The organism is Roseateles sp. (assembly GCF_039595295.1).
Taxonomy (GTDB): Bacteria; Pseudomonadota; Gammaproteobacteria; order Burkholderiales; family Burkholderiaceae_C; genus Roseateles.
The window spans coordinates 1-22,253 of record NZ_JBCNLU010000013.1; the positions used below are offsets into that span (position 1 = coordinate 1).

Sequence of the window (22,253 nt, forward strand, 5' to 3'; positions counted from 1 at the left end):
GCGAGAAATACACTGGGACGCGGCCATGGCTGCCCCCTGCGAAAGTGAGTCTCGACAACTTCAACTTAGCAGGTGCAGCACCTGGCCGCGTCTCGTTCTTCCCCGCACATCGGCGAAGAACCTTTTTCTTTGGCTCGTCGAGCTTGATCAAAACGAGGTCTGGCGTACGCATTCCGCTTGCTTGTTTCCCTGAGCTCCAAACAATACGACGTTTCTCGTACACTTTGGGCTTGGCGTGGCTGGACCGAAAGGATTCAAGGCAGTGAAGCGTGCGGTCATCGCGTCGCTTCAATGCGGCGACTATGAGCACGAAGCGCGCGCGGACTTGGACGTCAAGAACCTCTTGGCAACGGGCGCGGTGTCCGCAGATTTCGTCGTCGACGTCATCAAGGCAAGCTGTGGCGCAGACTATGAATGCTCGCCACTTCATGCGAACGGTCGGATCACCTGCCATCTGATCAAGGCGCGTGGCTGGTACGTGAAGTTCTACTTCGTCGACCCCGCCACGATGTTCATCAGCGTCCATCGTTGAGCTCGAGATGAAGATTCTTCACGAAGGGGATCACAGCAAGGCCTTCTGCCATGACTGTGGGGACGTCGTTCAGACGACCTTCATGCGTCGGGATATGCCGTTCAGCGACGGCAAGGGCGTTGCTCCCAACATCCTTGTCGGCGTATGCGATCGCTGCCATCGCACCGTGTCGTTACCCGCTCAATCCACGCCCGCCGTAGCCAAGGCGAGGAAGGCGGCCACACAGGCGATCGAGGCGAAGCTTCCGGCGATCTACATTGACGTTCTGGACCACGCGGTGCATCACATCGATAGCCAAGCTTCGACAGATTTCCGTCGAGCCCTCCTGACCTACTTCGTCCACAAGGCGGCTCTGGACTCGCATTCGGGAGCGCTACTCAGAGCGTCTCACCGGAAGGCCATCGAGCGATTTCCTGAGGAACGTGGCGTTGCCCGCCGACGCCTTTCGCTTAGGGTCCCCACCCGAGTGATCGACGATTTCAGGAAGCTGGAGGCGTCGACGGAGCTGAATACGACCGAGCTGCTCAAGTCGGTCGTCTTCTTGATCCAGACAAGAGTTCTGGAGGAGCCGCGCCCGAGGCTGATTGGCGAACTCAGGGCGCTCTCTGCGATCTGGGCCTGACGCCCCTCAGCCCTCTACCCCCACGATCACGCTGGTCGCCTTGAAGATCGCCGTCGCCTCGCGGCCGACGACATGGCGGCCGACCGTCGCGAACAGCAGCCGGTCCGCGTGGGCCCAGCCACTCGGCGCCGTCGACCTGCTCCTTCACGGTGAAAGCGCGAGGGGCGGAAGGTCGCGGTCTCGGCGCTATGCGCTCACGGCCAGCTCGCCGACTTCGGCCCGTACTCCCACTCGAAGGGCACGCCGGTCTCGCCGAGCAGTGCCCGCACGATCGACGGATAGAGCCGTTCCGCCCTGACGTCGTTGGACAGCAGCACCGCGCAGGCCTTGCGACGCTCCACGCAGACCCAGGTGTTACCCGTCGCGTCGTCGTGACCGCCCTTGAAGAAGCCGCGTCCCTGCGGCCCCTCGAAGACGACGACGCCCAGGCCCGCCGCCAGATCGCGGCGACGCCGCTCGGGCGGCAGCTCCGGCTGCAAGGTCGGGAACTGCGAAGCCGTCGTGATCGGCGCCTGCGGACGGACCAGCTCCGCGCGCGATCGCGGCGTCAGTCCATCGCCGCGCACATACCCGGCGGCGAAGCGCGCGAAGTCCTCGATCGTCGTGTCCATCGAGCCCGCCGCCCGCACGCGGCCGCGCGGATCGTGCGGCTCCCAGCGCCGCTCCATCGTCAAGCCGTCGGCCAGATTCGCGGCGAAGTCGGGCCGCCACATCATGCTGGTGGTCGCCATCCCGAAGCGGTCGAAGACGCGGCGCTGCATCTCGCGTCCCAGATCCAACTGGAGCCGGCCTTGCTCCAGCACGAACTGCAAGAGGATCAGGCCTTCGCCCGAGTAGGCGTAGCGGCTGCCCGGATCGAAGTGGAATCGCAGCTTGCGGTCCGGCTCCAGGAACGCGAAGTTGCCGAAGCCGCTGCGATGCGTGAGCAGGATGCGCGGCGTCAGCTGGCGCCATCGCGCGTCCTCACGCAGATCGCGCCAGGGACCGTAGCGCGAGTCGTTCGGATAGTCGGGCAGCGGCTTGTCCAGATAGCGCTCGATCGGCGCGTCCAGATCGATGAGCCCCTCGTCGACCAGCTGCATCACCGTATAGGCGAAGACGGCCTTGGTCAGGGACGCGCCGTACATCACCGTGCCGGTCTGCAAGGCCTGGCCCGCCGCGTTGCGGTGGCCGTAGGCGCGGACCGCGACGATGCGGCCGTCCTCGACATAGGCCATCGCGAGGGCTTCGATGTCGCGCGACTTGATGGCCTGCGTGATCAGCGCGTCAGCCGCATCGACGGCCTTGCCGGCGTCGACCGGGATGGCGGCGGTGCGCCCCGCCTCGATGCGATGCGACGGGCTGCTGCACGCGGCGAGCCACGGCAGCGTCGCGGCGCACAGCAAGGCGGGGGCGACCAGGCGCGTGATCGCGGCCCTCATGCGGCGAGCCGGAAGGCGCTCACCAGCTGGTTCAGCTGCTCAGCCTGCGAGCGCAGGCTGCCGGCCGCGGCGGCGGACTCCTCGACCAGGGCGGCGTTCTGCTGAGTCATCTCGTCCAGGCGTTGCACCGCGACGTTGACCTGGCCGATGCCGTCCTTCTGCTCGGCCGCGGCGGTGGCGATCTCGCCGACGATGTCCGCGACCTGCCGCACGCCGGTGACGATCTCGCCCATGGCCGTGCCCGCGTCCTGCACCAGCCGCGTCCCGGCGTCCACGCGCGACACGCTCTCGCCGATCAGCGACTTGATTTCCTTGGCCGCCGCCGCGCTGCGCTGCGCCAGCGCCCGCACTTCGCCGGCCACCACCGCGAAGCCGCGGCCCTGCTCGCCCGCCCGCGCCGCTTCCACGGCGGCGTTCAGCGCCAGGATGTTGGTCTGGAACGCGATGCCGTCGATGGTGCCGATGATGTCGCTGATGCGGCGCGAGCTCGACTCGATCTGCTGCATCACCGCCACCACCTCGCCGACGACCTCGCCGCCCTTGGAGGCCGATGCCCGCGTCGCGCTCACCAGATCGTTGGCCTGCTGCGCCGAGCTGGCCGTGTGCGCGACCGTGCCCGTCAGCTCCTCCATCGACGAGGCCGTCTGCTGCAGGTTGGACGCGGTCGCCTCGGTGCGCGCGGACAGATCCTGATTGCCGGTGGCGATCTCCTGCGTCGCGACGTTGATGGTCTCCGTGCCGTCGCGGACCTGCCGCACCATGCGCCGCAGCGCGTCCTGCATCACGCTGAGCTGCCGCAGCAGCACGCCGATCTCGTCGCTGCGATCCACGCGGATGTCGCGGCTCAGGTCGCCGCTGGCGATGGTCTGCGCGACCTCGCCGGCCTGCACCATCGGTGCCCGCACTGACACCGTGATGCGCCACGCGATCACCACGCCCAGACCGATCGCCACCGCCGCCAGCGTCAGCAGCACCGCCGACGCATTGCTGGCTTGCGCACGCTGGCTGGCCGCGAAGGCCTCGGTGTCCTCGGAAATCAGCTTCACCAGCTTCTCGACCTCCCCGAGGTAGGCGGCCGCCGCAGGCGCGAGGCTTTGATCGACCTGCCGCCGACCGGTCTCCGGATCCGACTTGATCGTGTCCATCACGCCCTTGCGCATGTCCACGTAGCGCTGCCGCGCCGCCGCGATGACCGGCAGCTGCGCCTTCTGTTCGGGGTCGTCGATGGACTGCTCCAGCTCCTTCTGCATCGCGTTGATGCGCTCGGTCGTGCGGCTCATCTCGCCGGACAGAAAGCGGCCCAGACCCTCATGGCCGTCGGAGCGGGCCAGCGACATGACGCGAGTGAGGTTGAGCTCCGTGGCCGCGCGCCAGTTGGTGGCCATCAGCCGGCGCTGCTCCTGCAGATGCAGCTCGTCGCCGAGCCGCACCATCTCCCGCAGTTTCATCACGCCCACCCCGGCCATCAGCGCCGCCATCGCCAGCACGGCGGCGAAGCCGACCTGCAGGAGCGTGGTGATCTTCATCCGGTTCAGCGTCTGCAGCATGAGGGACTCCAACGATCGTGGTGCGGTCGATTATGGGAGCGCCCCCTGGGACGGGCAAGCCAGGGCGCACACGGTCTTCCCCCGAGGCACGGGGGATGCCGGACGCCCTGCGCCTCAGGCGAGTCGGAACACCCGGACCAGATCGGCCAGTTCGCCGGCCTGTTGGCGCAGGCTGTCGGCGGCCGCGGAGCTTTCCTCGACCAGCGCCGCGTTCTGCTGCGTCACCTGATCCAGCTGGGTCACCGCCTGCCCGATCTGCACGATGCCGCGGGTCTGCTCCTGGCTGGCCGACGCGATCTCGCCGATCAGCACGCTGACCTGCTTGACCTGCTCCACGATGCCCTGCATGGCCGAGCCGGCCTCGTCGGCAAGGCCCGACCCCGACTCCACCTGCTCGACGCTGCGCACGATCAGCGCCTTGATCTCGCGAGCCGCCTGCGCCGAGCGCTGCGCCAGCGCGCGCACCTCGCTGGCCACCACCGCGAAGCCCTTGCCCTGCTCGCCGGCGCGCGCCGCCTCGACGGCGGCGTTCAGCGCCAGGATGTTGGTCTGGAAGGCGATGCCGTCGATCACGCCGATGATGTCGGCGATCTGCTTGGACGAGCTGCTGATGTCCTGCATCGTGCGCACCACCTGCTCCACCACGCCGCCGCCCTGGCCGGCCGCCTCGGCCGCGCGCGTGGCCAGCGAATCCGCCTGGCCCGCCGTCGAGGCGTTGTTCTGCACCGTGCTCGACAGCTCCTCCATCGAGGCCGCCGTCTGCTGCAGGCTGCTGGCCTGCTCCTCGGTGCGCTGACTCAGGTCCAGGCTGCCGGTGGCGATCTCGCTGGAGCCGGTGGCGATGCTCTCGCTGCTGTTGCGCACCCGGCTGACGATGTCGCGCAGCGAGCCCGCCATCGCGTCCAGCGCAGCGATCAGCCGCGCCGCCTCGTCCCGGCCCGGCGCGGCCTCGCGGCTGCGCAGGTCGCCTTGCGCGACGGCCTCGGCGAAGCTCACCGCCTCGGCCATCGGCGCGGTGATCGAGCGCGTCGTGAAGACGCCCGCCACCAGGGCCACCAGCATCGCGGCGGCCGTGGCGGCCAGGCTCCACCAGCGCACGGAGGCGTTCGTGCTGCCCGCGATCTGATAGGCCTCGGCGCCGACGCGCACCTGCAGCGACAGCAGCGCGTCGATGGCCTCCTTGGCCTTGGCGCCCAGCGGCACGATGCGTTCGCCGTAGAGCTGATTGGCGCGGCTGACGTCGCCGGCCTTGACCGCGTCGCGCGTGGCCAGCAGGCCCTCGCGGACGTAACTGGTCCGGACCTCGGCGAAGGTCTCGGCCAGGCGTTTTTCCTCGTCGGTGAGGTAGGTGTCCATGTACGCCTTCCACAGCGAGGAAACTTGGCCGATGTTGGTCTGCAGCTGCTGGTCGAGCGTGGACAGCTGGGCCGGATCGCGGACCATCTCCATCACCAGGATGCGGTTGCGCAGCATCAGGCTGTCGATGTCGCCGATCTGCTTGAGCGGAATGGTGCGGTCCTCGTAGAGCGTCTTGAGCTCGGCGAAGACGCGGCCGCTGCCGGTGATGCCGACCGCCGCGATGACGACGATCAGCAGCAGCATCAGGCCGAAGGCGAGCGACAGGCGGCGGCCCGTCGTGAAGCGTCGGAGGATGGACATGGGGGACCTTTCCAGCGGAACTCGGGGATGGACTTGCCAGTCTCCATTGCACGCCATGTGCCAGCCGAAGGAAAGTCCCGCAGCTGCGGGCCAGGAATCCGCGACGCGCGCGGATTCGGTCACGCGACGGCCGCCCGGGAGGCTAGCGCTGCGGGCGCGCGGCGCCGGTGGAGCATTTCAGCACCTGGGCCGAAAGCGAGCCGAATCGGATCGGCGGTCGGGGCAGGGTGGTCTCGAAGCGGACCAGGTTCCTGGCCTTGTCCAGCCGGACGGCGCCCGCCCGACCATGGCGGTCGATCGCCACCACCTGCGGGGCGCGGAGGATGCACAGGTCTGGGAGTTCATCGAGAAAACGGTTGACCGTCGCGGCTGCGCAGCCTGCCGGAAGCTGAACCTCGGTCGTGTGTCGACCGCAGTGAGGGAACGGCATCTCGGCCAGGCCGGCGAGCCAGCCATCCGCGAGGCCGTCCAGCAGATCGGGCGACAGATCGCTCAGGTCGGCTGGAGCGTTCAGGCGCTTCAAGCGAGTGATGAGCTCGATCTGAAGCTCCTTCAGCGACATGCCAGCCGGCGGGCGCGCGGGCAGGGGAGGTGGCTGCTCCGGGTCGGGGAGCGGCCCGGGGAACAACGACGGCGATGCGATCGACAGCATGGCGATTCCAGGACGTGGAAAGCCTGCCTAGTGCGGGGGCGGCGGTCTCGCGCAGTCGAGGCACGAAACTTGCGCCGCGTCCGGCGTGACCGCTCCGCCCGACCCCACCAGCCCGCTGCCAGCGCCCGTCGATGGCGGCATCGTTGCGCCCGCGTCGGGCCTGCGGGTGCTGCTCATCGACGATGGCGCGCATCGGGTGGACTTGCTGAGGGATGCGCTTGCGCGTCAGGGCTGTGAGGTGGTCGGCGTGGTCGAACAGGCGACGCTGATCCACGATTGCGTGCTGAGGTTGCAGCCGGACGTGGTGATCGTGGATGCGGAGTCGCCGACGCGGGACACGCTGGAGAACTTGGCCACCTTGTCGGCAAGGATGCCGCGACCGGTGGTGGTCTTCGCCGAAGACGGCGATCAGGGGCCGATGCGGCGCGCGATCCAGGCCGGCGTGAGCGCGTATGTCGTCGCGGGTTTGCAGCCGCAGCGACTGGCGCCGGTGCTGCAGGTGGCCATCGCGCGCTTTGAGCAGGATCTGGCGTTGAGGGAGGAGCTCAGCAAGGCGCAGGCGCAGCTGGCTTCCAGAAAGCAGGTGGACAGGGCGAAGGGCATTCTGATGCGGGAGCAGGGGCTGGATGAGGAGCAGGCTTATCAGCGGCTGCGCAAGCTGGCGATGGATCGCGGCGAGCCGATCGCGCAGGTGGCCAAGCGCGTGATCGACGCGCACGACCTGCTGCGGGGCTGAGCGCACCGGATCGGCGCAGCGGCGCTGCGAGACAGTGCGTTGGGGCGCCCGAAGACCCTCTCCCCAGCCCTCTCCCGCAAGCGGGCGAGGGGGCCCGGCACGCCCTCCGGCAAGCGGGCGAGCGGGCCTGGCACGCTTCCTGCGACGTCCTCATCAAGCCCGCACAACGGCGTGCGGGCCGCACCAGCAAGGTCCGGACAAAGGCGTCCGATCGAGCCCCGCGCCACAACGCGGGTCCGATCGCGACGCCTTTTTCGTTTCCGTCTCTCTGATCAGCACGGCGCGCCACGATCGCGCCACCTGGAGGTCCCGCATGAATCTCGGTCCCAAGGAGGGTTTGATGAGCGCTGAGCGTCGCCAGCTGCTCGCCACCGGCGCGGCATTGGGCGGGCTGTCCGCGCTGCCTGGCGGCGGCGCGTTCGCCGCCGGCTCGGACAAGCCGGAGAAGGAAGAGGTCCGCATCGGGTTCATCCCGCTGACCGACTGCGCCTCGGTCGTCATGGCCGCCGCGCTGGGCTTCGACAAGAAGTACGGCATCAAGATCGTCCCGACCAAGGAGGCCTCCTGGGCCGGCGTGCGCGACAAGCTGGTCAACGGCGAGCTCGACATGGCACACGTGCTCTACGGCCTGGTCTACGGGGTGCACCTGGGCGTCGCGGGTCCGAAGAAGGACATGGCGGTGCTGATGACCCTCAACAACAACGGCCAGGCGATCACGCTCTCCAAGAAGCTGGCCGACGCGGGCGCGGTGGACGGGGCCTCGCTGGCCAAGGCGATGGCCAAGGAGCAGCGCGACTACACCTTCGCGCAGACCTTCCCGACCGGCACGCATGCGATGTGGCTGTATTACTGGCTGGCCGCGGCGGGCGTGAATCCGATGAAGCAGGCCAAGGTCATCACCGTGCCGCCGCCGCAGATGGTGGCCAACATGCGCGTGGGCAACATGGACGGCTTCTGCGTCGGCGAACCCTGGAACCATCGCGCCATCATCGACGGCATCGGCATCACCGCCGCGACCACGCAGGACATCTGGAAGGACCATCCGGAGAAGGTGCTGGGGACCACGGGCGACTTCGTCAAGAAGTACCCCAACACCGCGCGCGCCGTCGTGATGGCGGTGTTGGAGGCGGGCCGCTGGATCGATGCCAGCCTGTCCAACAAGCAGAAGATGGCCGAGACCATCGCCGACAAGGCCTACGTCAACACCAGCGTGGACGCGATCAACCAGCGCATCCTGGGCCGTTACCAGAACGGCCTGGGCAGGACCTGGGACGACCCCAACCACATGAAGTTCTTCAACGACGGGCTGGTGAACTATCCCTGGCTGTCGGACGGGATGTGGTTCCTGACGCAGCACAAGCGCTGGGGCCTGATCAAGGAGCACCCGGACTACCTGGGCGTCGCGCGCCAGATCAATCAGGTCGAGCTGTATCGCCAGGCGGCCTCGGCGCTGGGCGTGTCCCTGCCCAAGGACGCGATGCGCAGCGCCAAGCTCATCGACGGCGTGGTCTGGGACGGCAAGGACCCGGCCAAGTACGCCGACAGCTTCAAGGTCCGCGCCTGAGGCGCGCCGCGATCAGGACAGAGGAGAGCCCCATGAGCACTGCCGTCTTCCACGCGCCGGACGAGGGGTCCGGCGAGCCGCTGACCGTCTCGGTCGCCACGCCCAAGCCGCTCGCGCGCGAGGCGGCCAACGAGCCCGCCGCGTCGACATCGACGCCCGCGACCGCTTCGACCGCCGTGCCGCGTCCCGGCTTGGACTGGCGTGCGCTGTGGATGCGCGTGCTGCCGCCGGTGATGGGGCTGGGCCTGCTGTGGCTGGTCTGGTTCGTCGCGACGCTCAAGGGCGGTCCGTTCCCGACGCCCGGCGCGACCTGGGACGCGGCGGTGCAGCTGTTCGCGCATCCCTTCTATCGCAACGGGCCCAACGACCAGGGCATCGGCTGGAACATCCTGAACTCGCTGCAGCGGGTGGCGCTGGGCTTCGGGCTGGCGGCGGCGGTGGGGATTCCGCTGGGCTTCATCATCGGCCGCTTCGAATTCGCGAGCCGCATGCTGTCCCCGCTGATCAGTCTGCTCAAGCCGGTGTCGCCGCTGGCCTGGCTGCCGATCGGGCTGCTGGTCTTCAAGAGCGCCAACCCCGCCGCGATCTGGACCATCTTCATCTGCTCGATCTGGCCGATGGTGGTCAACACCGCGGTCGGCGTGCAGCGCGTGCCGCAGGACTATCTGAACGTCGCGCGCGTGCTGCGGCTGTCGGAGTGGAAGCTGATGACGCGCATCCTGTTCCCGGCGGTGCTGCCCTACATGCTCACCGGGGTGCGACTGTCGGTGGGCACGGCCTGGCTGGTGATCGTCGCGGCGGAGATGCTCACCGGCGGCGTGGGCATCGGCTTCTGGGTCTGGGACGAATGGAACAACCTCAACGTGCAGCACATCATCATCGCGATCTTCGTGATCGGGATCGTGGGCTTGATGCTCGAGTGGCTGTTGATGGCGCTGGCCAAGCGCTTCTCTTTCGATGATTGAGGTCGGCTGAGTTCGACGATCACTTGGAGATTCCGATGAGCACACCCTTCATCCGCGTGCAGCAGGCCGACATGGTCTTCTCGACCCGCAAGGGCCGATTCCATGCGCTGCGCGAGATCGACCTGGACATCGCCAAGGGCGAGTTCGTGACGCTGATCGGCCATTCGGGCTGCGGCAAGTCGACGCTGCTGAACCTGATCGCCGGGTTGCTGCGGCCCACCTCGGGCGGGCTGCTCTGCGATGGGCGCGAGATCGCCGGGCCGGGGCCGGAGCGGGCGGTCGTCTTTCAGAACCACTCGCTGCTGCCGTGGCTGACCTGCTTCGACAACGTGCTGCTGGCGGTGGAGTCGGTCTTCGGCGAGCGCGAGCTCAAGCCGCGGCTGATGGCGCGCACGGAAGAGGCGCTCCATCTGGTGGGGATGAGCCATGCGATGTTCAGACGGCCGAATGAGATCTCGGGCGGGATGAAGCAGCGGGTGGGCATCGCGCGGGCGCTGGCGATGGAGCCCAAGGTGCTGCTGATGGATGAGCCGTTCGGGGCGCTGGATGCGCTGACGCGGGCGCATCTGCAGGATGAGCTGCTGAAGATCGTCGCGGCGACGCACAGCACGGTGGTGATGGTCACGCACGACGTCGACGAGGCGGTGCTGCTGTCGGATCGGATCGTGATGATGACGAACGGGCCGGCGGCGACGATCGGACAGGTGTTGCCGGTGGAGCTGGCCCACCCCAGGGATCGGGTGGCGTTGGCGGAGGATGCGGGATACGTCCATGCGAGGAAGGCGGTGATCGACTTCCTCTATACGAGGCATCGGCATGGGGAGGCGAGGGCGGCTTGAGGCTCTTCGTAGCTTCAACGGCCCTCACCCCAACCCCTCTCCCGCAAGCGGGAGAGGGGCAATTCGCGCCGCGCGCCGCGGGAGCCCCTCTCCCATGAAGTGGGAGAGGGGTTGGGGTGAGGGCCGTCGCACACCAGAGAGCAGCGCTTCGGGCTGTGGTGAGGGCTGCCAGACATCAGAGCGCAGAGCCCACCCCATTCCCCTCATCCCAGAATGATCTGCAAGCTCTGCTGATACTGCCCCGTGAGCCGATCCAGCCGATCGAGCAGCACCTCGCTGCTGCGCGCCAATCCAGCCGCCGCTTCCCGCCCATGCGTATCCCGCAGACTGCGCATCAGCCTCAGCCACTCCGCCCCCACCTCCGCCAGCAGCGCCCGAATCGCTTCGCTCGACAGCGGCGACGCCTCCAGCTCCGCCAGTCCCGCGCCAAACCGATCCAAGCTGTCCAACAGCACCTTCGGATCCCGCGCCGGCAGCAGATCCGCCAACAGCGCCTCCTTCGCCAGCTGCTGGCTCAACATCCTTTGCCGCCCGCACAGATTCACCACCTGCAGCGGCTTCCCCGCGCCGCTCGCCGCCACCGCGGTAGCCAACGCATCCGACCGCATCAACAGATCCTGCGCCGCGCCATCCGCGGCGATCAGCGCCTCCGCGCTGGGCTTGCCGACCAGCAGCAGCTCCAGCCGCCGCCACGCCTCAAGGATCCCATCGAGCTCCCCCCCCGTCGCCACCGTCCCCGGCAGCAACCCCGGCAGCCGCGCCAGATTCGCCGCGACCCTTTCGCACGACTCATCCTGCAACGCCTTCGCCCGCTTGGGCTCGATGCCCGCCGCGCGCTGCGCCATCAGCTTCACCAGCCGCTGGCTCAACATCCGTTGCTGCCCCGCGAGGTTCACCGCCTCCGCCAGCTGCGCCGAATGCACCACCGATCGCGCCACCTCGCCCAGCCGCAGATGCGCATGCATCGCGGCCTCGCGCAGCAACCGGAACGCGCTGTCCTCATCGAGCTCGCGCGCGGCCATCAACAAACCCTTGGCCCGCTCGGTCCACTTGCGGTCGTCCAGCTGCGCGCGCAGCCCCGCATGGCGCGCCTGCAGCGCCATCGCCCATCCCAACTGCCGATGCAACGCCTCGTTCCCGGGCAGGGTCTCCAGCCACACCTGGACCCCCAATGCCATCGCACGATGCCGCTGCGCCGCCGACCCCGCCGGCGCCACGCAGACGCCCGCCACGGGTAGCGCCGCCGCCTCGATCGCATCGAGCCACGCGTCGAGCTGACCATCGAATGTCGGACCTGCCGCCACCACGATCACCAGCGCCTGCGCTTCCCGTTCTTGTGCGGCGCGCACCAAGCTGTCGCGTCCGGGCTGGTGCACCGATGCCGCGATCCAGTGCGGCGGGGCCTCCCCGAGTCCCGGCTCGGCACCCAGCCAGAGCACGCGGCGCGGCAGGGCGTCGTCGGTGGAGAGGTCGTCAGCGGCGGCGGGCGCGGTCGGCTCGGACATGGTCGCTACAGAGGGAAGACACACGATGCGCGCGCACGGATCGCGCCGTCGCGCCAGGGCGTCGCAGCATAAGCCCATCGCTCCGACCCTGGACGAATTCGACGCCCCGCCTCGCATCTGGCACGCGACTTGCGAAAGAGAGCCCGTGGCGCAACGACGCGCCGCACCCGCGCGGAGTCCAGGCTCCGCGATCTCGATACCGCCAGGCGGTGTCAACGCCCCGGCGCCGCGCAGCGGTGCCGCCTCCGAAAGGCCACGACCAGCCCGGTGCTGATCGCGGCCTTTTTTCGTTCCGCTTCACCAGAGCCCTTTCGCCATGGCAGCGTTCCGCACCTTTCTGAGAGCAGGCCACGCCCCGACCCTCGGCGCCGCGTTCCTGTACTTCGCGTTCTCGTGCTGCATCTGGGTGCTGAACGGCGCGCTCGCGCCCTTCATCAGCGAGGCCTATCAGCTCACCGCCGCGCAGAAGGGCCTGATGCTCTCCATCCCCATCATGGCCGGTGCGCTGATGCGCTTCCCGCTGGGGCTGCTGTCGCAATACATCGGCCGCAAGAACGCGACGCTGGTGGAGATGGGGCTGATCGCCGTGGCCATGAGCTACGGCTACTTCATGGTCGACGGCTACGACGACCTGCTCGCCATGGGCGTGCTGCTGGGCATCGCCGGGGCGAGCTTCGGCGTGGCGATGTCGCTGGGCTCGGGCTGGTATCCGCCGAAGTACAAGGGCCTGGCCATGGGCCTGGTCGGCGCGGGCAATGTCGGCACCGCGGTCTCCGTGCTCGTCGCGCCGCCGCTGGCGCAGTGGCTGGGCTGGCAGAGCGTCTATGCCATCGCCGCCGCCGCGATCGCCGTGCCCATGCTGGTGATGATCGTCTTCGCCAAGGAGCCCCCCGACGTCGACAGCCATGCCGGCCTGCGCGACCACGCCGCCTGCCTGTTCGAGAAGGACGGCTGGGCCTTCAGCCTGCTCTACGCGGTGACCTTCGGCGGCTTCATCGGGCTGACGACCTTCCTGCCGACCTACTACCACGACCAGTTCGGCGTTTCCAAGATCGCCGCCGGTCAGCTGACCATGCTGGCTGCCTTCATGGGCGCGGCGGTTCGGGTGATCGGCGGTGCGCTGTCGGACCGCTGGGGCGGCGTCAACGCGCTGACCGCGGTGCTGGTGGTGGTGACCGGATCGCTGCTGCTGATCGGCCCGGCCAACGGCTCCCTAGCGCTGACGACCTTGCTGCTGGTGATCTGCTTCGCCGGCCTGGGCGCGGGCAACGGCGCGCTGTTCCAGCTGGTGCCGCTGCGCTGGCCCGCGGCCACCGCGGTGGCGGGCTCGATGATCGGCGAGATCGGCGCCCTGGGCGGCGGCGCGGTGCCCAACCTGATGGGCCTGTCCAAGCAGATGGCCGGCACCTATGCCTGGGGCTTCGTCGCCTTCGCCGGCTTCGCTGTCGTGATGCTGGCCGTGCTTCGCGTGATGCAGCGCCGCTGGACGAGCACCTGGGCCACCGACGGCGGCCGCGCGCTCCCCCTTACCCCCACCTCCACCCCACTCCCTCTCCCGCTTGCGGGAGAGGGCAGGGGAGAGGGTCTTCCCGCCGTCTCGATCCCCGCCTTCCCCCAGGAGCGTGCCGCATGAATGCCCCGACCGAACTGGCCCCGCTGATGGACGTCCCCGCCCCGACCCCGCTGAAGAAGATGAAGCTCGTGATGGTCGGCAACGGCATGGCCGGCGTCCGCACGCTGGAGGAGCTGCTCAAGATCGCCCCGGACCTCTACGACGTCACCGTCTTCGGCGCCGAGCCCCACCCCAACTACAACCGCATCCTGCTCAGCCCGGTGCTGGCCGGCGAGCAGACCCTGGATGAGATCATCCTCAACCCGCTCAGCTGGTACGAGGACAACGGCATCACGCTGCACCTGGGCAAGACCATCACCCGAATCGATCGCATCAAGCGTCAGGTGATCGCCGACGACGGCACGGTGGCGGACTACGACCGCCTGCTGATCGCCACCGGCTCGAATCCCTTCATCCTGCCGGTGCCCGGCAAGGAGCTCGAGGGTGTGATCGGCTACCGCGACATCACCGACACCAACACGATGATCGAGGCGGCGACCAAGTACCGGCACGCCGTCGTCATCGGCGGCGGCCTGCTGGGTCTGGAAGCCGCCAACGGTCTGATGCTGCGCGGCATGCAGGTCACGGTCGTGCACATCGCGGGCTGGCTGATGGAACGCCAGCTCGACGACCAGGCCGGCGATCTGCTGCGCAAGTCGCTGCAGGAGCGCGGCCTGCGCTTCCGCATGGGCGCGCAGACCGAGGCGCTGATCGGCGACAAGGACGGCCGGGTGATGGCGGTCCGCTTCAAGGACGGCGAGGAGATCCCCGCCGACCTGGTCGTGATGGCCGCCGGCATCCGCCCCAACACCGCGCTGGCCGAGAGCGCCGGCCTGCACTGCCATCGCGGCATCGTCGTCACCGACACGCTGCAGACCGTCACCGATCCCCGCATCTACGCGGTGGGCGAATGCGCCGCGCATCGCGGCATCGCCTACGGTCTGGTGGCGCCGCTGTTCGAGCAGGGCAAGGTCTGCGCGAACCACCTGGCGCAGTTCGGCATCGGCCGCTATCTGGGCAGTCAGACCAGCACCAAGCTCAAGGTCACGGGGATCGACCTGTTCTCCGCCGGCGACTTCATGGGCGGCGACGGCACCGAGGAGATCGTGATGAGCGATCCCTTCGCCGGCGTCTACAAGAAGCTCGTGATCAAGGACGATCAGCTGGTGGGCGCCTGCCTCTACGGCGACACCGTCGACGGCAGCTGGTACTTCAAGCTGCTGCGCGAGGGCCGCAAGATCGCCGACATCCGGGACAAGCTGATGTTCGGCGAATCCAACATCGGCGACGTCGGCCACCAGGGCCACAACAAGGCCGCCGCGATGGCCGACAGCGACGAGGTCTGCGGCTGCAACGGCGTGACCAAGGGCGCCGTCTGCAAGGCGATCAAGGAGAAGGGCCTGTTCACGCTGGAGGAGGTGCGCAAGCACACCAAGGCCAGCGCCAGCTGCGGCTCCTGCACCGGCCTGGTCGAGCAGCTGCTGATGTTCACCGCGGGCGGGGACTACTCGGCCACGCCGAAGAAGAAGGCCGTCTGCGGTTGCACCGAGCTCAGCCACCAGGAAGTGCGGGACGCCATCTTCAAGGAACACCTGGTGAGGATGGGCGACGTCTTCGAGCGGCTCCACTGGAAGACGCCCAACGGCTGCGCGACCTGCCGTCCGGCGCTGAACTACTACCTGATCTCGTCCTGGCCCAAGGAGGCGGTGGACGATCCGCAATCGCGCTTCATCAACGAGCGCAGCCACGCGAATATCCAGAAGGACGGGACCTACTCGGTGATCCCGCGGATGTGGGGCGGGGAGACGACCGCCGATGAGCTGCGTCGGATCGCCGACGCCGTCGACAAGTACAAGATCCCCACGGTCAAGGTGACCGGCGGCCAGCGCATCGACTTGCTGGGCGTGCGAAAAGAGGATCTGGTCGACGTCTGGCGCGACATCGGCATGCCCAGCGGCCATGCCTACGCCAAGGCGCTGCGCACGGTGAAGACCTGCGTGGGCTCCGAGTGGTGCCGCATGGGCACGCAGGACAGCACGCAGATGGGCAAGGACCTGGAGCGCGCGATGTGGCGCATGTACGCGCCGCACAAGGTCAAGTTCGCGGTCAGCGGCTGCCCGCGCAACTGCGCCGAGGCCGGCATCAAGGACGTCGGCATCATCGGCGTGGACTCGGGCTGGGAGATGTATGTCGCCGGCAACGGCGGCATCAAGACCGAGGTCGCGCACTTCCTGGTCAAGCTCAAGACGGCCGAGGAGGTCATGGAGTACACCGGCGCCTTCATGCAGCTGTATCGCAAGGAGGGCTGGTACCTCGAGCGCACCGTGCATTACGTCGGCCGCGTCGGGCTGGACCATGTGAAGCGGCGTATCCTCGATGACCACGAGGGGCGCAAGGCCCTGTGGGCCGAGCTGCAGCATGCGCTCGACGGGGAGCCGGACCCGTGGTTCGAGTTCGCGAAGGCGCAGGTGGACGTGCGTCAGTTCGAGCCCGTCGCCAGCCTGTCGGTTTGAGGATGAGGAGCAAGCACATGACCCACTGGATCACCATCTGCGCCGTCACCGACATCCCCGTGCTGGGCTCGCGCCGCGTGTCCCGCGAGAAGGGCCCGCAAGTGGCGCTATTCCGCACCGCCGACGATCGCGTCCATGCGCTGCTGGACCGCTGCCCCCACAAGGCCGGTCCGCTGAGCCAGGGCATCGTCTTCGGCAACGCGGTGGCCTGCCCGCTGCACAACTGGACCATCGCGCTGGACAACGGCTGCGCGCGCGAGCCCGACGAGGGCCGCACGCCAGTGTTCCAAGTCAAGGTCGAGGACGGCCAGGTGTTGCTGGACCGGCACGAGCTGGACACCGTGGGCATCGACCTGCCGCCGGTCAAGGCCGGTCCCTGCACCCGCGTCGCCTGCTGAGCGGAGCGCCGCGATGATCGAGACGCGCTCGACCTGCCCCTACTGCGGCGTCGGCTGCGGCGTGCTGATCGGCACCACGGGCGAGGGCGCCGACGCGCGCGTCATCGGCGTGCGCGGCGATCCCGATCACCCGGCCAACTTCGGCCGGCTCTGCACCAAGGGCTCGACCTTGCACCTGACGGCGACGCCGCTGGTGCGACGCGAGCAGCGGCTGCTGAGGCCCGCCTGGCGGCCCACGCGCGAGGAGGCGCTGCAGCCGCAGGACTGGGACACGACGACGCGGCGCCTCGCCGACCAGCTGCTGGCGATCCGCGCGGAGCACGGGCCGGACGCGATCGGCTTCTATGTCTCGGGCCAGCTGCTGACCGAGGACTATCACGCCTTCAACAAGCTGGCGCGCGGACTGGTCGGCACCAACGACATCGACAGCAACTCGCGCCTGTGCATGAGCTCGGCGGTGGTGGGCTACAAGCAGTCGCTGGGCGCGGACGCGCCGCCTGCCTGCTACGAGGATCTGGAGCGGACGGATTGCCTGTTCATCGCGGGCTCCAACACGGCCTGGGCGCATCCCATCCTGTTCCGGCGCATCGAAGCGGCGCGCGCGGCGCGGCCCGACATGAAGATCATCGTCGTCGACCCGCGCCGCACCGAGACGGCCGAGTTCGCCGACCTGCATCTGGCGCTCAAGCCGGGCAGCGATGTGGCGCTCTTCCAGGGGATGCTGCACGCGTGCATCTGGGAAGGCTGGGTGGACGCGGCCTTCATCGAGCGGCACACGGCGGGCTTCGCGCCGCTGAAGGCGCTGGTGCGCGGCATGACGCCCAGCGAGTCGGCGCGGCTGACGGGGCTCAAGGAAGAGCAGATCCTGCAGGCGGCGCAGTGGTTCGCGCAGTCGCCGTCGAGCTTGTCGCTGTACTGCATGGGACTGAACCAGAGCAGCAGCGGCGCGGCCAAGAACACCGCGCTGATCAATCTGCATCTGGCGACGGGGCAGATCGGCCGCGCGGGCGCGGGGCCGTTCTCGCTGACCGGCCAGCCCAATGCGATGGGCGGCCGCGAGAGCGGCGGCATGGCGACGCTGCTGCCCGGCCATCGCGATCCCGGCAATGCGGCGCATCGCGAGGAAGTGGCCGCGCTGTGGGGCGTGGACGCGCTGCCGGAGAAGCCCGGCCGCACGGCCGTCGAGATGTTCCAGGCGGCGGCGCGCGGCGAGATCAAGGCCTTGTGGATCGCCTGCACGAATCCGGCGCAGTCGATGCCGGATCAGGCGCTGGTGCGGACGGCGCTGTCGCGCTGCGAGCTTGTCATCCTGCAAGAGGCTTTCGCGGGCACCGCCACGGCGGAGTTCGCCGACGTGGTGCTGCCGGCGACGACCTGGGCGGAGAAGGAAGGCACGGTCACCAACAGCGAGCGCCGCATCAGCCGCGTGCGCGCGGTGCTGACGCCGGCCGGCGAATCGCGCGCGGACTGGCGCATCGTGCGCGACGTCGCGCGGCGCATGGAAGCGGTGTTGCGGCCGGGGCGGGAGAGCCTCTTCGCGTGGGAGCGGGCGGAGGATCTCTGGGTCGAGCATCGCGAGGCGACGCGGGGGCGGGACCTCGACATCGGCGGCTTGAGCTATGCGCTGATCGAGGAGGCGCCGCGGCAATGGCCTTGGCCCGAGGGCGCGAGCCAGGGGCTGACGCGGCTGTATGAGGACCGCTGGTTCGCGCATGCGGACGGGCGGGCGCGTTTCATCAGCAAGTCCTTCACGCCGCCGGCGGAGCCGCAGGATGCGAAGTACCCGATCGCGCTGAACACCGGTCGCCTGCGCGATCAATGGCACGGGATGAGCCGCAGCGGCACGGTGGCCAAGCTCTTCGCCGGGGAGCCGTCGCCGGCGCTGTCCATGCATCCGCAGGACATCGCGCGGCGTTTGCTGGAGGCGGGATCGCTGGTGCGGGTGCGGTCGCGGCGCGGCGCGCTGATCGTGCCGCTGCGCGCCGATGAGAGCGTGGGGCCGCAGCGCGCCTGGCTGCCGATGCACTGGGGCAGCGAGTTCCTCGGGGGACGCGGGCAGCTGGGCATCAATGCGCTGACGCAGCCGGCGTACTGCCCGGACGCGCGGCAGCCGGAGCTGAAGTTCGCGGCAGTCTCGGTGGAGACGGTGAATCTGCCGTGGCGCGTGTTCGGCGCGGCATGGGTGCGGCCGGGCGAGGGCGCCGCGCTGCGTGCGCAACTGCGCGTGCTGATGGATCAGGCCGAGTACGCCTGCTGTCTGCCGGGGCCGGCGCCGGCGCAGGACGGGCGCGAGGGCTGGAGTCTGGAACTCGCCTTTGCGGAGGCGCCATCGGCGCCGGTGGTGCAGGCGCTGTCGACGGTGCTGCGGCTCAATGGCGTCGGCGTGCTGCGTTATGCGGATGGGCGACGGGGGCGGAGCCGCTCGCTGCGCTTGGATGGGGAGGGCGCGCAGGCGCGGCTGCAAGCGCTGCTGCGCGTGGGCGAGGGCAGCGAGGGCGCGTGGCTGGATGCGCTGTGGCGCGAGCGCGCGCCCGTGATGCCTTTCGGGCGGCGGCTGTTGGCGCCGGATGCAGAGCAGCCGAGCGCGCCGGCGAGTCCGCAGGTCTGCAACTGCTTCAACGTGCGCGAGGACGCGATCGCGGCGTGCTTGAAGCGGCAGCCGGACGGGGCGCCGGAAGAGCGGCTGGCGCGGTTGCAGGGCGAGCTGCGCTGCGGGACGCAGTGCGGGTCCTGTCTGCCGGCGCTGCGGCGAATGGTGAAGGCGACGCCGGCCGCGCGGTCGGCGGATGGGGTGACGATGTCTGGGGAAGTGAAGGAAGCGACATGAATGCCTGCGATGCCAGCCTTGGAATCGGCGTGCCGATGGTGTCTCTCGTCGGCGCGGGACCGGGGGATCCGGAGCTGTTGACGGTCAAGGCGCTGCGACGGCTGGAGCGGGCGGAGGTCGTGCTGACGGATGACCTCGTTGATGGGCGGGTGCTGGATTGTTTGCCGTCGACGGCGCGGGTGTTGCGGGTGGGGAAGCGAGGGGGCTGCGTGTCGACGGAGCAGCGCTTCATTCACGAGCTGATGATTCGCGAGGCCAGGGCAGGGGCACGGGTGGTGCGGCTGAAGGGCGGGGATCCGTTTGTCTTCGGGCGTGGAGGGGAGGAGGTCGATGCGCTGCGGGAGGCGGGGATCGAGGTCGAGGTGATCAATGGGATCTCGGCGGGGATCGCGGCGCCGGCGGCGGTGGGCGTGCCGGTGACGGATAGACGGTGTACGCCGGGGGTGGCCTTCGTGACGGGGCACAACGGGGATGGCGGCGTCGCGCCGGATTGGGCAGCGTTGGCGAGGAGCCGGTTGACGCTGGTGGTCTATATGGGGCTGATGCGCGCGGCGATGATCGCTCAGGCTTTGCAGGCAGGCGGACTGGCGGCGACGACGCCGGCCGTGATCGTGAGCGCGGCGCATACGCAGAGGCAGCGCGAGTGCTTCACGACGCTGGAGGAACTGGCCGGTGCGATCGCCAGGGAAGGGATGATGAGCCCGGCGCTGCTGGTGATCGGGGAGGTCGTCGCGCTGTCCGCGCGGTGGCGGGAGGAGGTCGCGCTGGACGGAGCGGTTGAGGAGGCAAGGGGACTGGCGAGGACGGCGTGAGGCTCTGCGTAGCTTCAACGGCCCTCACCCCAACCCCTCTCCCGCAAGCGGGCGAGGGGCAAAGGAGCCCCTCTCCCATGAAGTGGGAGAGGGGTTGGGGTGAGGGCCGTCGCATGCAGCGAGACCTCGTCAGAACGTCTCCCAATCATCCCCAGGCGCTGACGTCGCGCTCGGCCCCGCTGGCGCTGGAGGCGCCACCTTGGGCGCAGGCGCCGCGCTCGGCGTCGCGCGCGCCACCGGCTTCGCTGCTGGCGCCTTCGCTGCTGGCGCCTTCGCGGTCGGCGGCTTCGCCGCGGGCGCAGGCTTGATGGCCGCCTTCGTCGCGGTCGCGGTTGCCGCCTTCTTCACCACCGTCGCCTTCGCCCCCGTGCCCACGGACATCGCGGCCTTCGCCGCGACTGGCGCGTCGCCGCCCGCCGACTTGGGCTCGCTCACCTTGAAGTGCCCCACCAGCGCGGCCAGCTTGCGCGCCTGCTCGCTGAGCGACTCCGCCGCCGCCGCCGATTCCTCCACCAGCGCCGCGTTCTGCTGCGTCATCTGATCCAGATGCGCCACCGACCCGTTCACATTGCCGATGCCCTGGCTCTGCTCCACCGTGCTCGCGCTGATCTCGCCGATGATGTTCGACACCCGCTGCACGCTGGCCACGATCTCCGTCATCGTCGCCCCCGCGTCCCGCACCAGCTGCGACCCGGTCTCCACCTTGGCCACGCTGTCGCCAATCAGCGCCTTGATCTCGCGCGCCGCCGTCGCGCTGCGCTGCGCCAGCGACCGCACCTCCGACGCCACCACCGCGAAACCCTTGCCGTGCTCGCCCGCGCGCGCCGCCTCCACCGCGGCATTCAAGGCCAGGATGTTGGTCTGGAACGCGATCCCGTCGATGGTCCCGATGATGTCGTGGATCTTCTTGGCCGAGTCGTCGATCTGCACCATCGTGCCCACGACCTCCGACACCACCGATCCGCCGCGCTCCGCCACCTCGGCCGCGCTCCCCGCCAGCTGATTCGCGGTGCGCGCGCTGTCCGCGCTCTGCTGCACCGTGCCGGTCAGCTGCGCCAGCGACGAGGCCGCATGCTGCAGGTTGGACGCGGTCTGCTCGGTCCGCACGCTCAGATCCTGATTGCCGCTGGCGATCTCCTGGCTCGCGGTCTGCATGCCGTCGGCACTGGCCCGCACCTCGCGGATCACCTTGCGCAGCGAGCTCTTCATCGCCGCCAGCGCGCGCTGCACGTCGCCGATCTCGTCGGCGCGGTACTCGCGATCGACATGGAATAGGTCGCCCTCGCCGATGCGATGCGCCTCGGACACCAGCGACTTGAGCGGGTCGGAGATGGTCCGCACGAAGTAGGCCGTGGCCAGCGCCAGCAGGCCCACGATCAGCCCCATCACGCCCGCCACGCCCCACACGGTGCGCATGCGCTCGGCGCCGGCCGCCTCGCGCAGCGCGGCGGACTTGCCCTGCTGCAGCGTGACGAAGTCCTGCTGCGCGGCCAGGTACTGCTCGATGGCGGGCACCACCTTCTGCTTGAGCGCCGAATGCGCGCCCTCCACGTCGCCGCCGCTCTTGAGCTTGTTGGCGTCGTTGCGCGCGGCGATGTAGGCCTGCCGGCGCTCGGCGATCTTGGCCATCGCGGCCTTGTCGTCGTCGGTGTCGGCCAGGGCCTCGAGCTGCTTCTGCACCTCGTTGATGGTCTCGGTGGTGCGGCCGATGTCGGCCTTCATGGCGTCGGCCACCGCGTTGTCGTTGGCCGCCAGGCCTGCCTGCACGCGGCTGGCGTTGGCCTCGGTCAGACCGCGCCAGCGCAGGGCGAGCTCGAAGCGCTGCTGCTGCCGTTCCTGCGTCACCTGGGCGACTTCGAGCAGCGCCCGGGTGCGGGAGGCGGCACCCAGCGACATCACCACCGTCATGGTGGCCATGACGGCGACGGGGATCCAGAGGCGCGTGGCGATGGAGAACTTCATCGGATCCGGAACCTTGTCTTGCATGGCGGACGCCGCCCCGGGATGGTGCGGCCAGTCTGCATCTCATCCTAAATCGGCCAGTACACG

General features: G+C 69.1%; 17 protein-coding genes. 11 read left to right on the forward strand and 6 right to left on the reverse strand.

Annotation, left to right across the window (positions count from 1 at the left end; translation table 11 throughout):
• The first annotated feature begins 262 nt into the window (after nt 1–262).
• Together ABDW59_RS11850 and ABDW59_RS11855 are read left to right on the forward strand one after the other, a co-directional pair.
• Nucleotides 263–532 carry a hypothetical protein gene (locus ABDW59_RS11850; RefSeq protein WP_343630011.1) on the forward strand — a complete coding sequence of 90 codons (270 nt, stop codon included), beginning with the start codon at nt 263–265 and terminating at the stop codon, nt 530–532.
• Nucleotides 533–539: 7 nt separating this feature from the next.
• On the forward strand, nt 540–1,154 hold the full coding sequence (locus ABDW59_RS11855; protein ID WP_343630012.1) for a hypothetical protein: 615 nt from the start codon (nt 540–542) through the stop codon (nt 1,152–1,154).
• A 194-nt stretch (nt 1,155–1,348) separates the two neighbouring features.
• Here ABDW59_RS11855 and ABDW59_RS11860 read toward each other — a convergent pair whose 3' ends face one another.
• The 4 genes from ABDW59_RS11860 to ABDW59_RS11875 form a co-directional block, all read right to left on the reverse strand.
• The gene (locus ABDW59_RS11860) at nt 1,349–2,575 is read right to left on the reverse strand and encodes a serine hydrolase domain-containing protein (RefSeq protein ID WP_343630013.1); all 1,227 of its coding nucleotides are present in this window, start codon (nt 2,573–2,575) and stop codon (nt 1,349–1,351) included.
• The gene (locus tag ABDW59_RS11865; protein WP_343630014.1) at nt 2,572–4,122 is read right to left on the reverse strand and encodes a methyl-accepting chemotaxis protein; all 1,551 of its coding nucleotides are present in this window, start codon (nt 4,120–4,122) and stop codon (nt 2,572–2,574) included. The genes ABDW59_RS11860 and ABDW59_RS11865 overlap by 4 nt, the downstream gene beginning before the upstream one ends.
• Nucleotides 4,123–4,236: 114 nt before the next feature.
• The gene (locus tag ABDW59_RS11870) at nt 4,237–5,781 is read right to left on the reverse strand and encodes a methyl-accepting chemotaxis protein (protein ID WP_343630015.1); all 1,545 of its coding nucleotides are present in this window, start codon (nt 5,779–5,781) and stop codon (nt 4,237–4,239) included.
• Nucleotides 5,782–5,923: 142 nt separating this feature from the next.
• A complete protein-coding gene (locus tag ABDW59_RS11875) occupies nt 5,924–6,433 on the reverse strand; it encodes a hypothetical protein (protein ID WP_343630016.1) in 510 nt (169 codons plus the stop codon).
• Between the two features lie 85 nt (nt 6,434–6,518).
• Between ABDW59_RS11875 and ABDW59_RS11880 the strand changes: the two genes are divergently transcribed.
• The 4 genes from ABDW59_RS11880 (at nt 6,519) to ABDW59_RS11895 (ending at nt 10,537) form a co-directional block, all read left to right on the forward strand.
• Entirely contained in the window at nt 6,519–7,169 is a 651-nt protein-coding gene (locus ABDW59_RS11880) for an ANTAR domain-containing protein (protein WP_343630017.1), read from the forward strand.
• A 340-nt stretch (nt 7,170–7,509) separates the two neighbouring features.
• A complete protein-coding gene (locus tag ABDW59_RS11885) occupies nt 7,510–8,733 on the forward strand; it encodes a CmpA/NrtA family ABC transporter substrate-binding protein (protein WP_343630018.1) in 1,224 nt (407 codons plus the stop codon).
• 32 nt (nt 8,734–8,765) lie between these two features.
• A complete protein-coding gene (gene ntrB / locus ABDW59_RS11890) occupies nt 8,766–9,698 on the forward strand; it encodes a nitrate ABC transporter permease (protein ID WP_343630019.1) in 933 nt (310 codons plus the stop codon).
• A gap of 35 nt (nt 9,699–9,733) precedes the next feature.
• Nucleotides 9,734–10,537, forward strand: a complete 804-nt coding sequence (locus ABDW59_RS11895; RefSeq protein WP_343630020.1) for an ABC transporter ATP-binding protein — start codon at nt 9,734–9,736, stop codon at nt 10,535–10,537.
• A 203-nt stretch (nt 10,538–10,740) separates the two neighbouring features.
• On the opposite strand, the gene ABDW59_RS11900 is transcribed toward ABDW59_RS11895, so the two are convergent.
• On the reverse strand, nt 10,741–12,042 hold the full coding sequence (locus ABDW59_RS11900) for a type IV pili methyl-accepting chemotaxis transducer N-terminal domain-containing protein (RefSeq protein ID WP_343630021.1): 1,302 nt from the start codon (nt 12,040–12,042) through the stop codon (nt 10,741–10,743).
• A gap of 316 nt (nt 12,043–12,358) precedes the next feature.
• Here ABDW59_RS11900 and ABDW59_RS11905 point away from each other — a divergent pair, with 316 nt between their 5' ends.
• The 5 genes from ABDW59_RS11905 to cobA are packed head-to-tail and all read left to right on the forward strand — an operon-like array spanning nt 12,359 to nt 20,204.
• Nucleotides 12,359–13,675 carry an MFS transporter gene (locus ABDW59_RS11905; protein ID WP_343630023.1) on the forward strand — a complete coding sequence of 439 codons (1,317 nt, stop codon included), beginning with the start codon at nt 12,359–12,361 and terminating at the stop codon, nt 13,673–13,675.
• Nucleotides 13,672–16,167 carry a nitrite reductase large subunit NirB gene (gene nirB / locus ABDW59_RS11910; RefSeq protein ID WP_343630024.1) on the forward strand — a complete coding sequence of 832 codons (2,496 nt, stop codon included), beginning with the start codon at nt 13,672–13,674 and terminating at the stop codon, nt 16,165–16,167. The genes ABDW59_RS11905 and nirB overlap by 4 nt, the downstream gene beginning before the upstream one ends.
• Nucleotides 16,168–16,184: 17 nt before the next feature.
• Nucleotides 16,185–16,565 (forward strand): nitrite reductase small subunit NirD, encoded by a 381-nt coding sequence (nirD, locus tag ABDW59_RS11915; RefSeq protein ID WP_067069899.1) that lies wholly within the window; start codon nt 16,185–16,187, stop codon nt 16,563–16,565.
• A 13-nt stretch (nt 16,566–16,578) separates the two neighbouring features.
• Nucleotides 16,579–19,392 carry a molybdopterin-dependent oxidoreductase gene (locus tag ABDW59_RS11920; protein ID WP_343630025.1) on the forward strand — a complete coding sequence of 938 codons (2,814 nt, stop codon included), beginning with the start codon at nt 16,579–16,581 and terminating at the stop codon, nt 19,390–19,392.
• Nucleotides 19,389–20,204, forward strand: a complete 816-nt coding sequence (gene cobA, locus ABDW59_RS11925; protein WP_343630026.1) for a uroporphyrinogen-III C-methyltransferase — start codon at nt 19,389–19,391, stop codon at nt 20,202–20,204. Before ABDW59_RS11920 ends, cobA begins: the two co-directional genes overlap by 4 nt.
• A gap of 129 nt (nt 20,205–20,333) precedes the next feature.
• On the opposite strand, the gene ABDW59_RS11930 is transcribed toward cobA, so the two are convergent.
• Nucleotides 20,334–22,190: a methyl-accepting chemotaxis protein gene (locus tag ABDW59_RS11930; protein ID WP_343630027.1), complete on the reverse strand. Its 1,857-nt coding sequence runs from the start codon at nt 22,188–22,190 to the stop codon at nt 20,334–20,336.
• Nucleotides 22,191–22,253 lie beyond the last annotated feature (63 nt).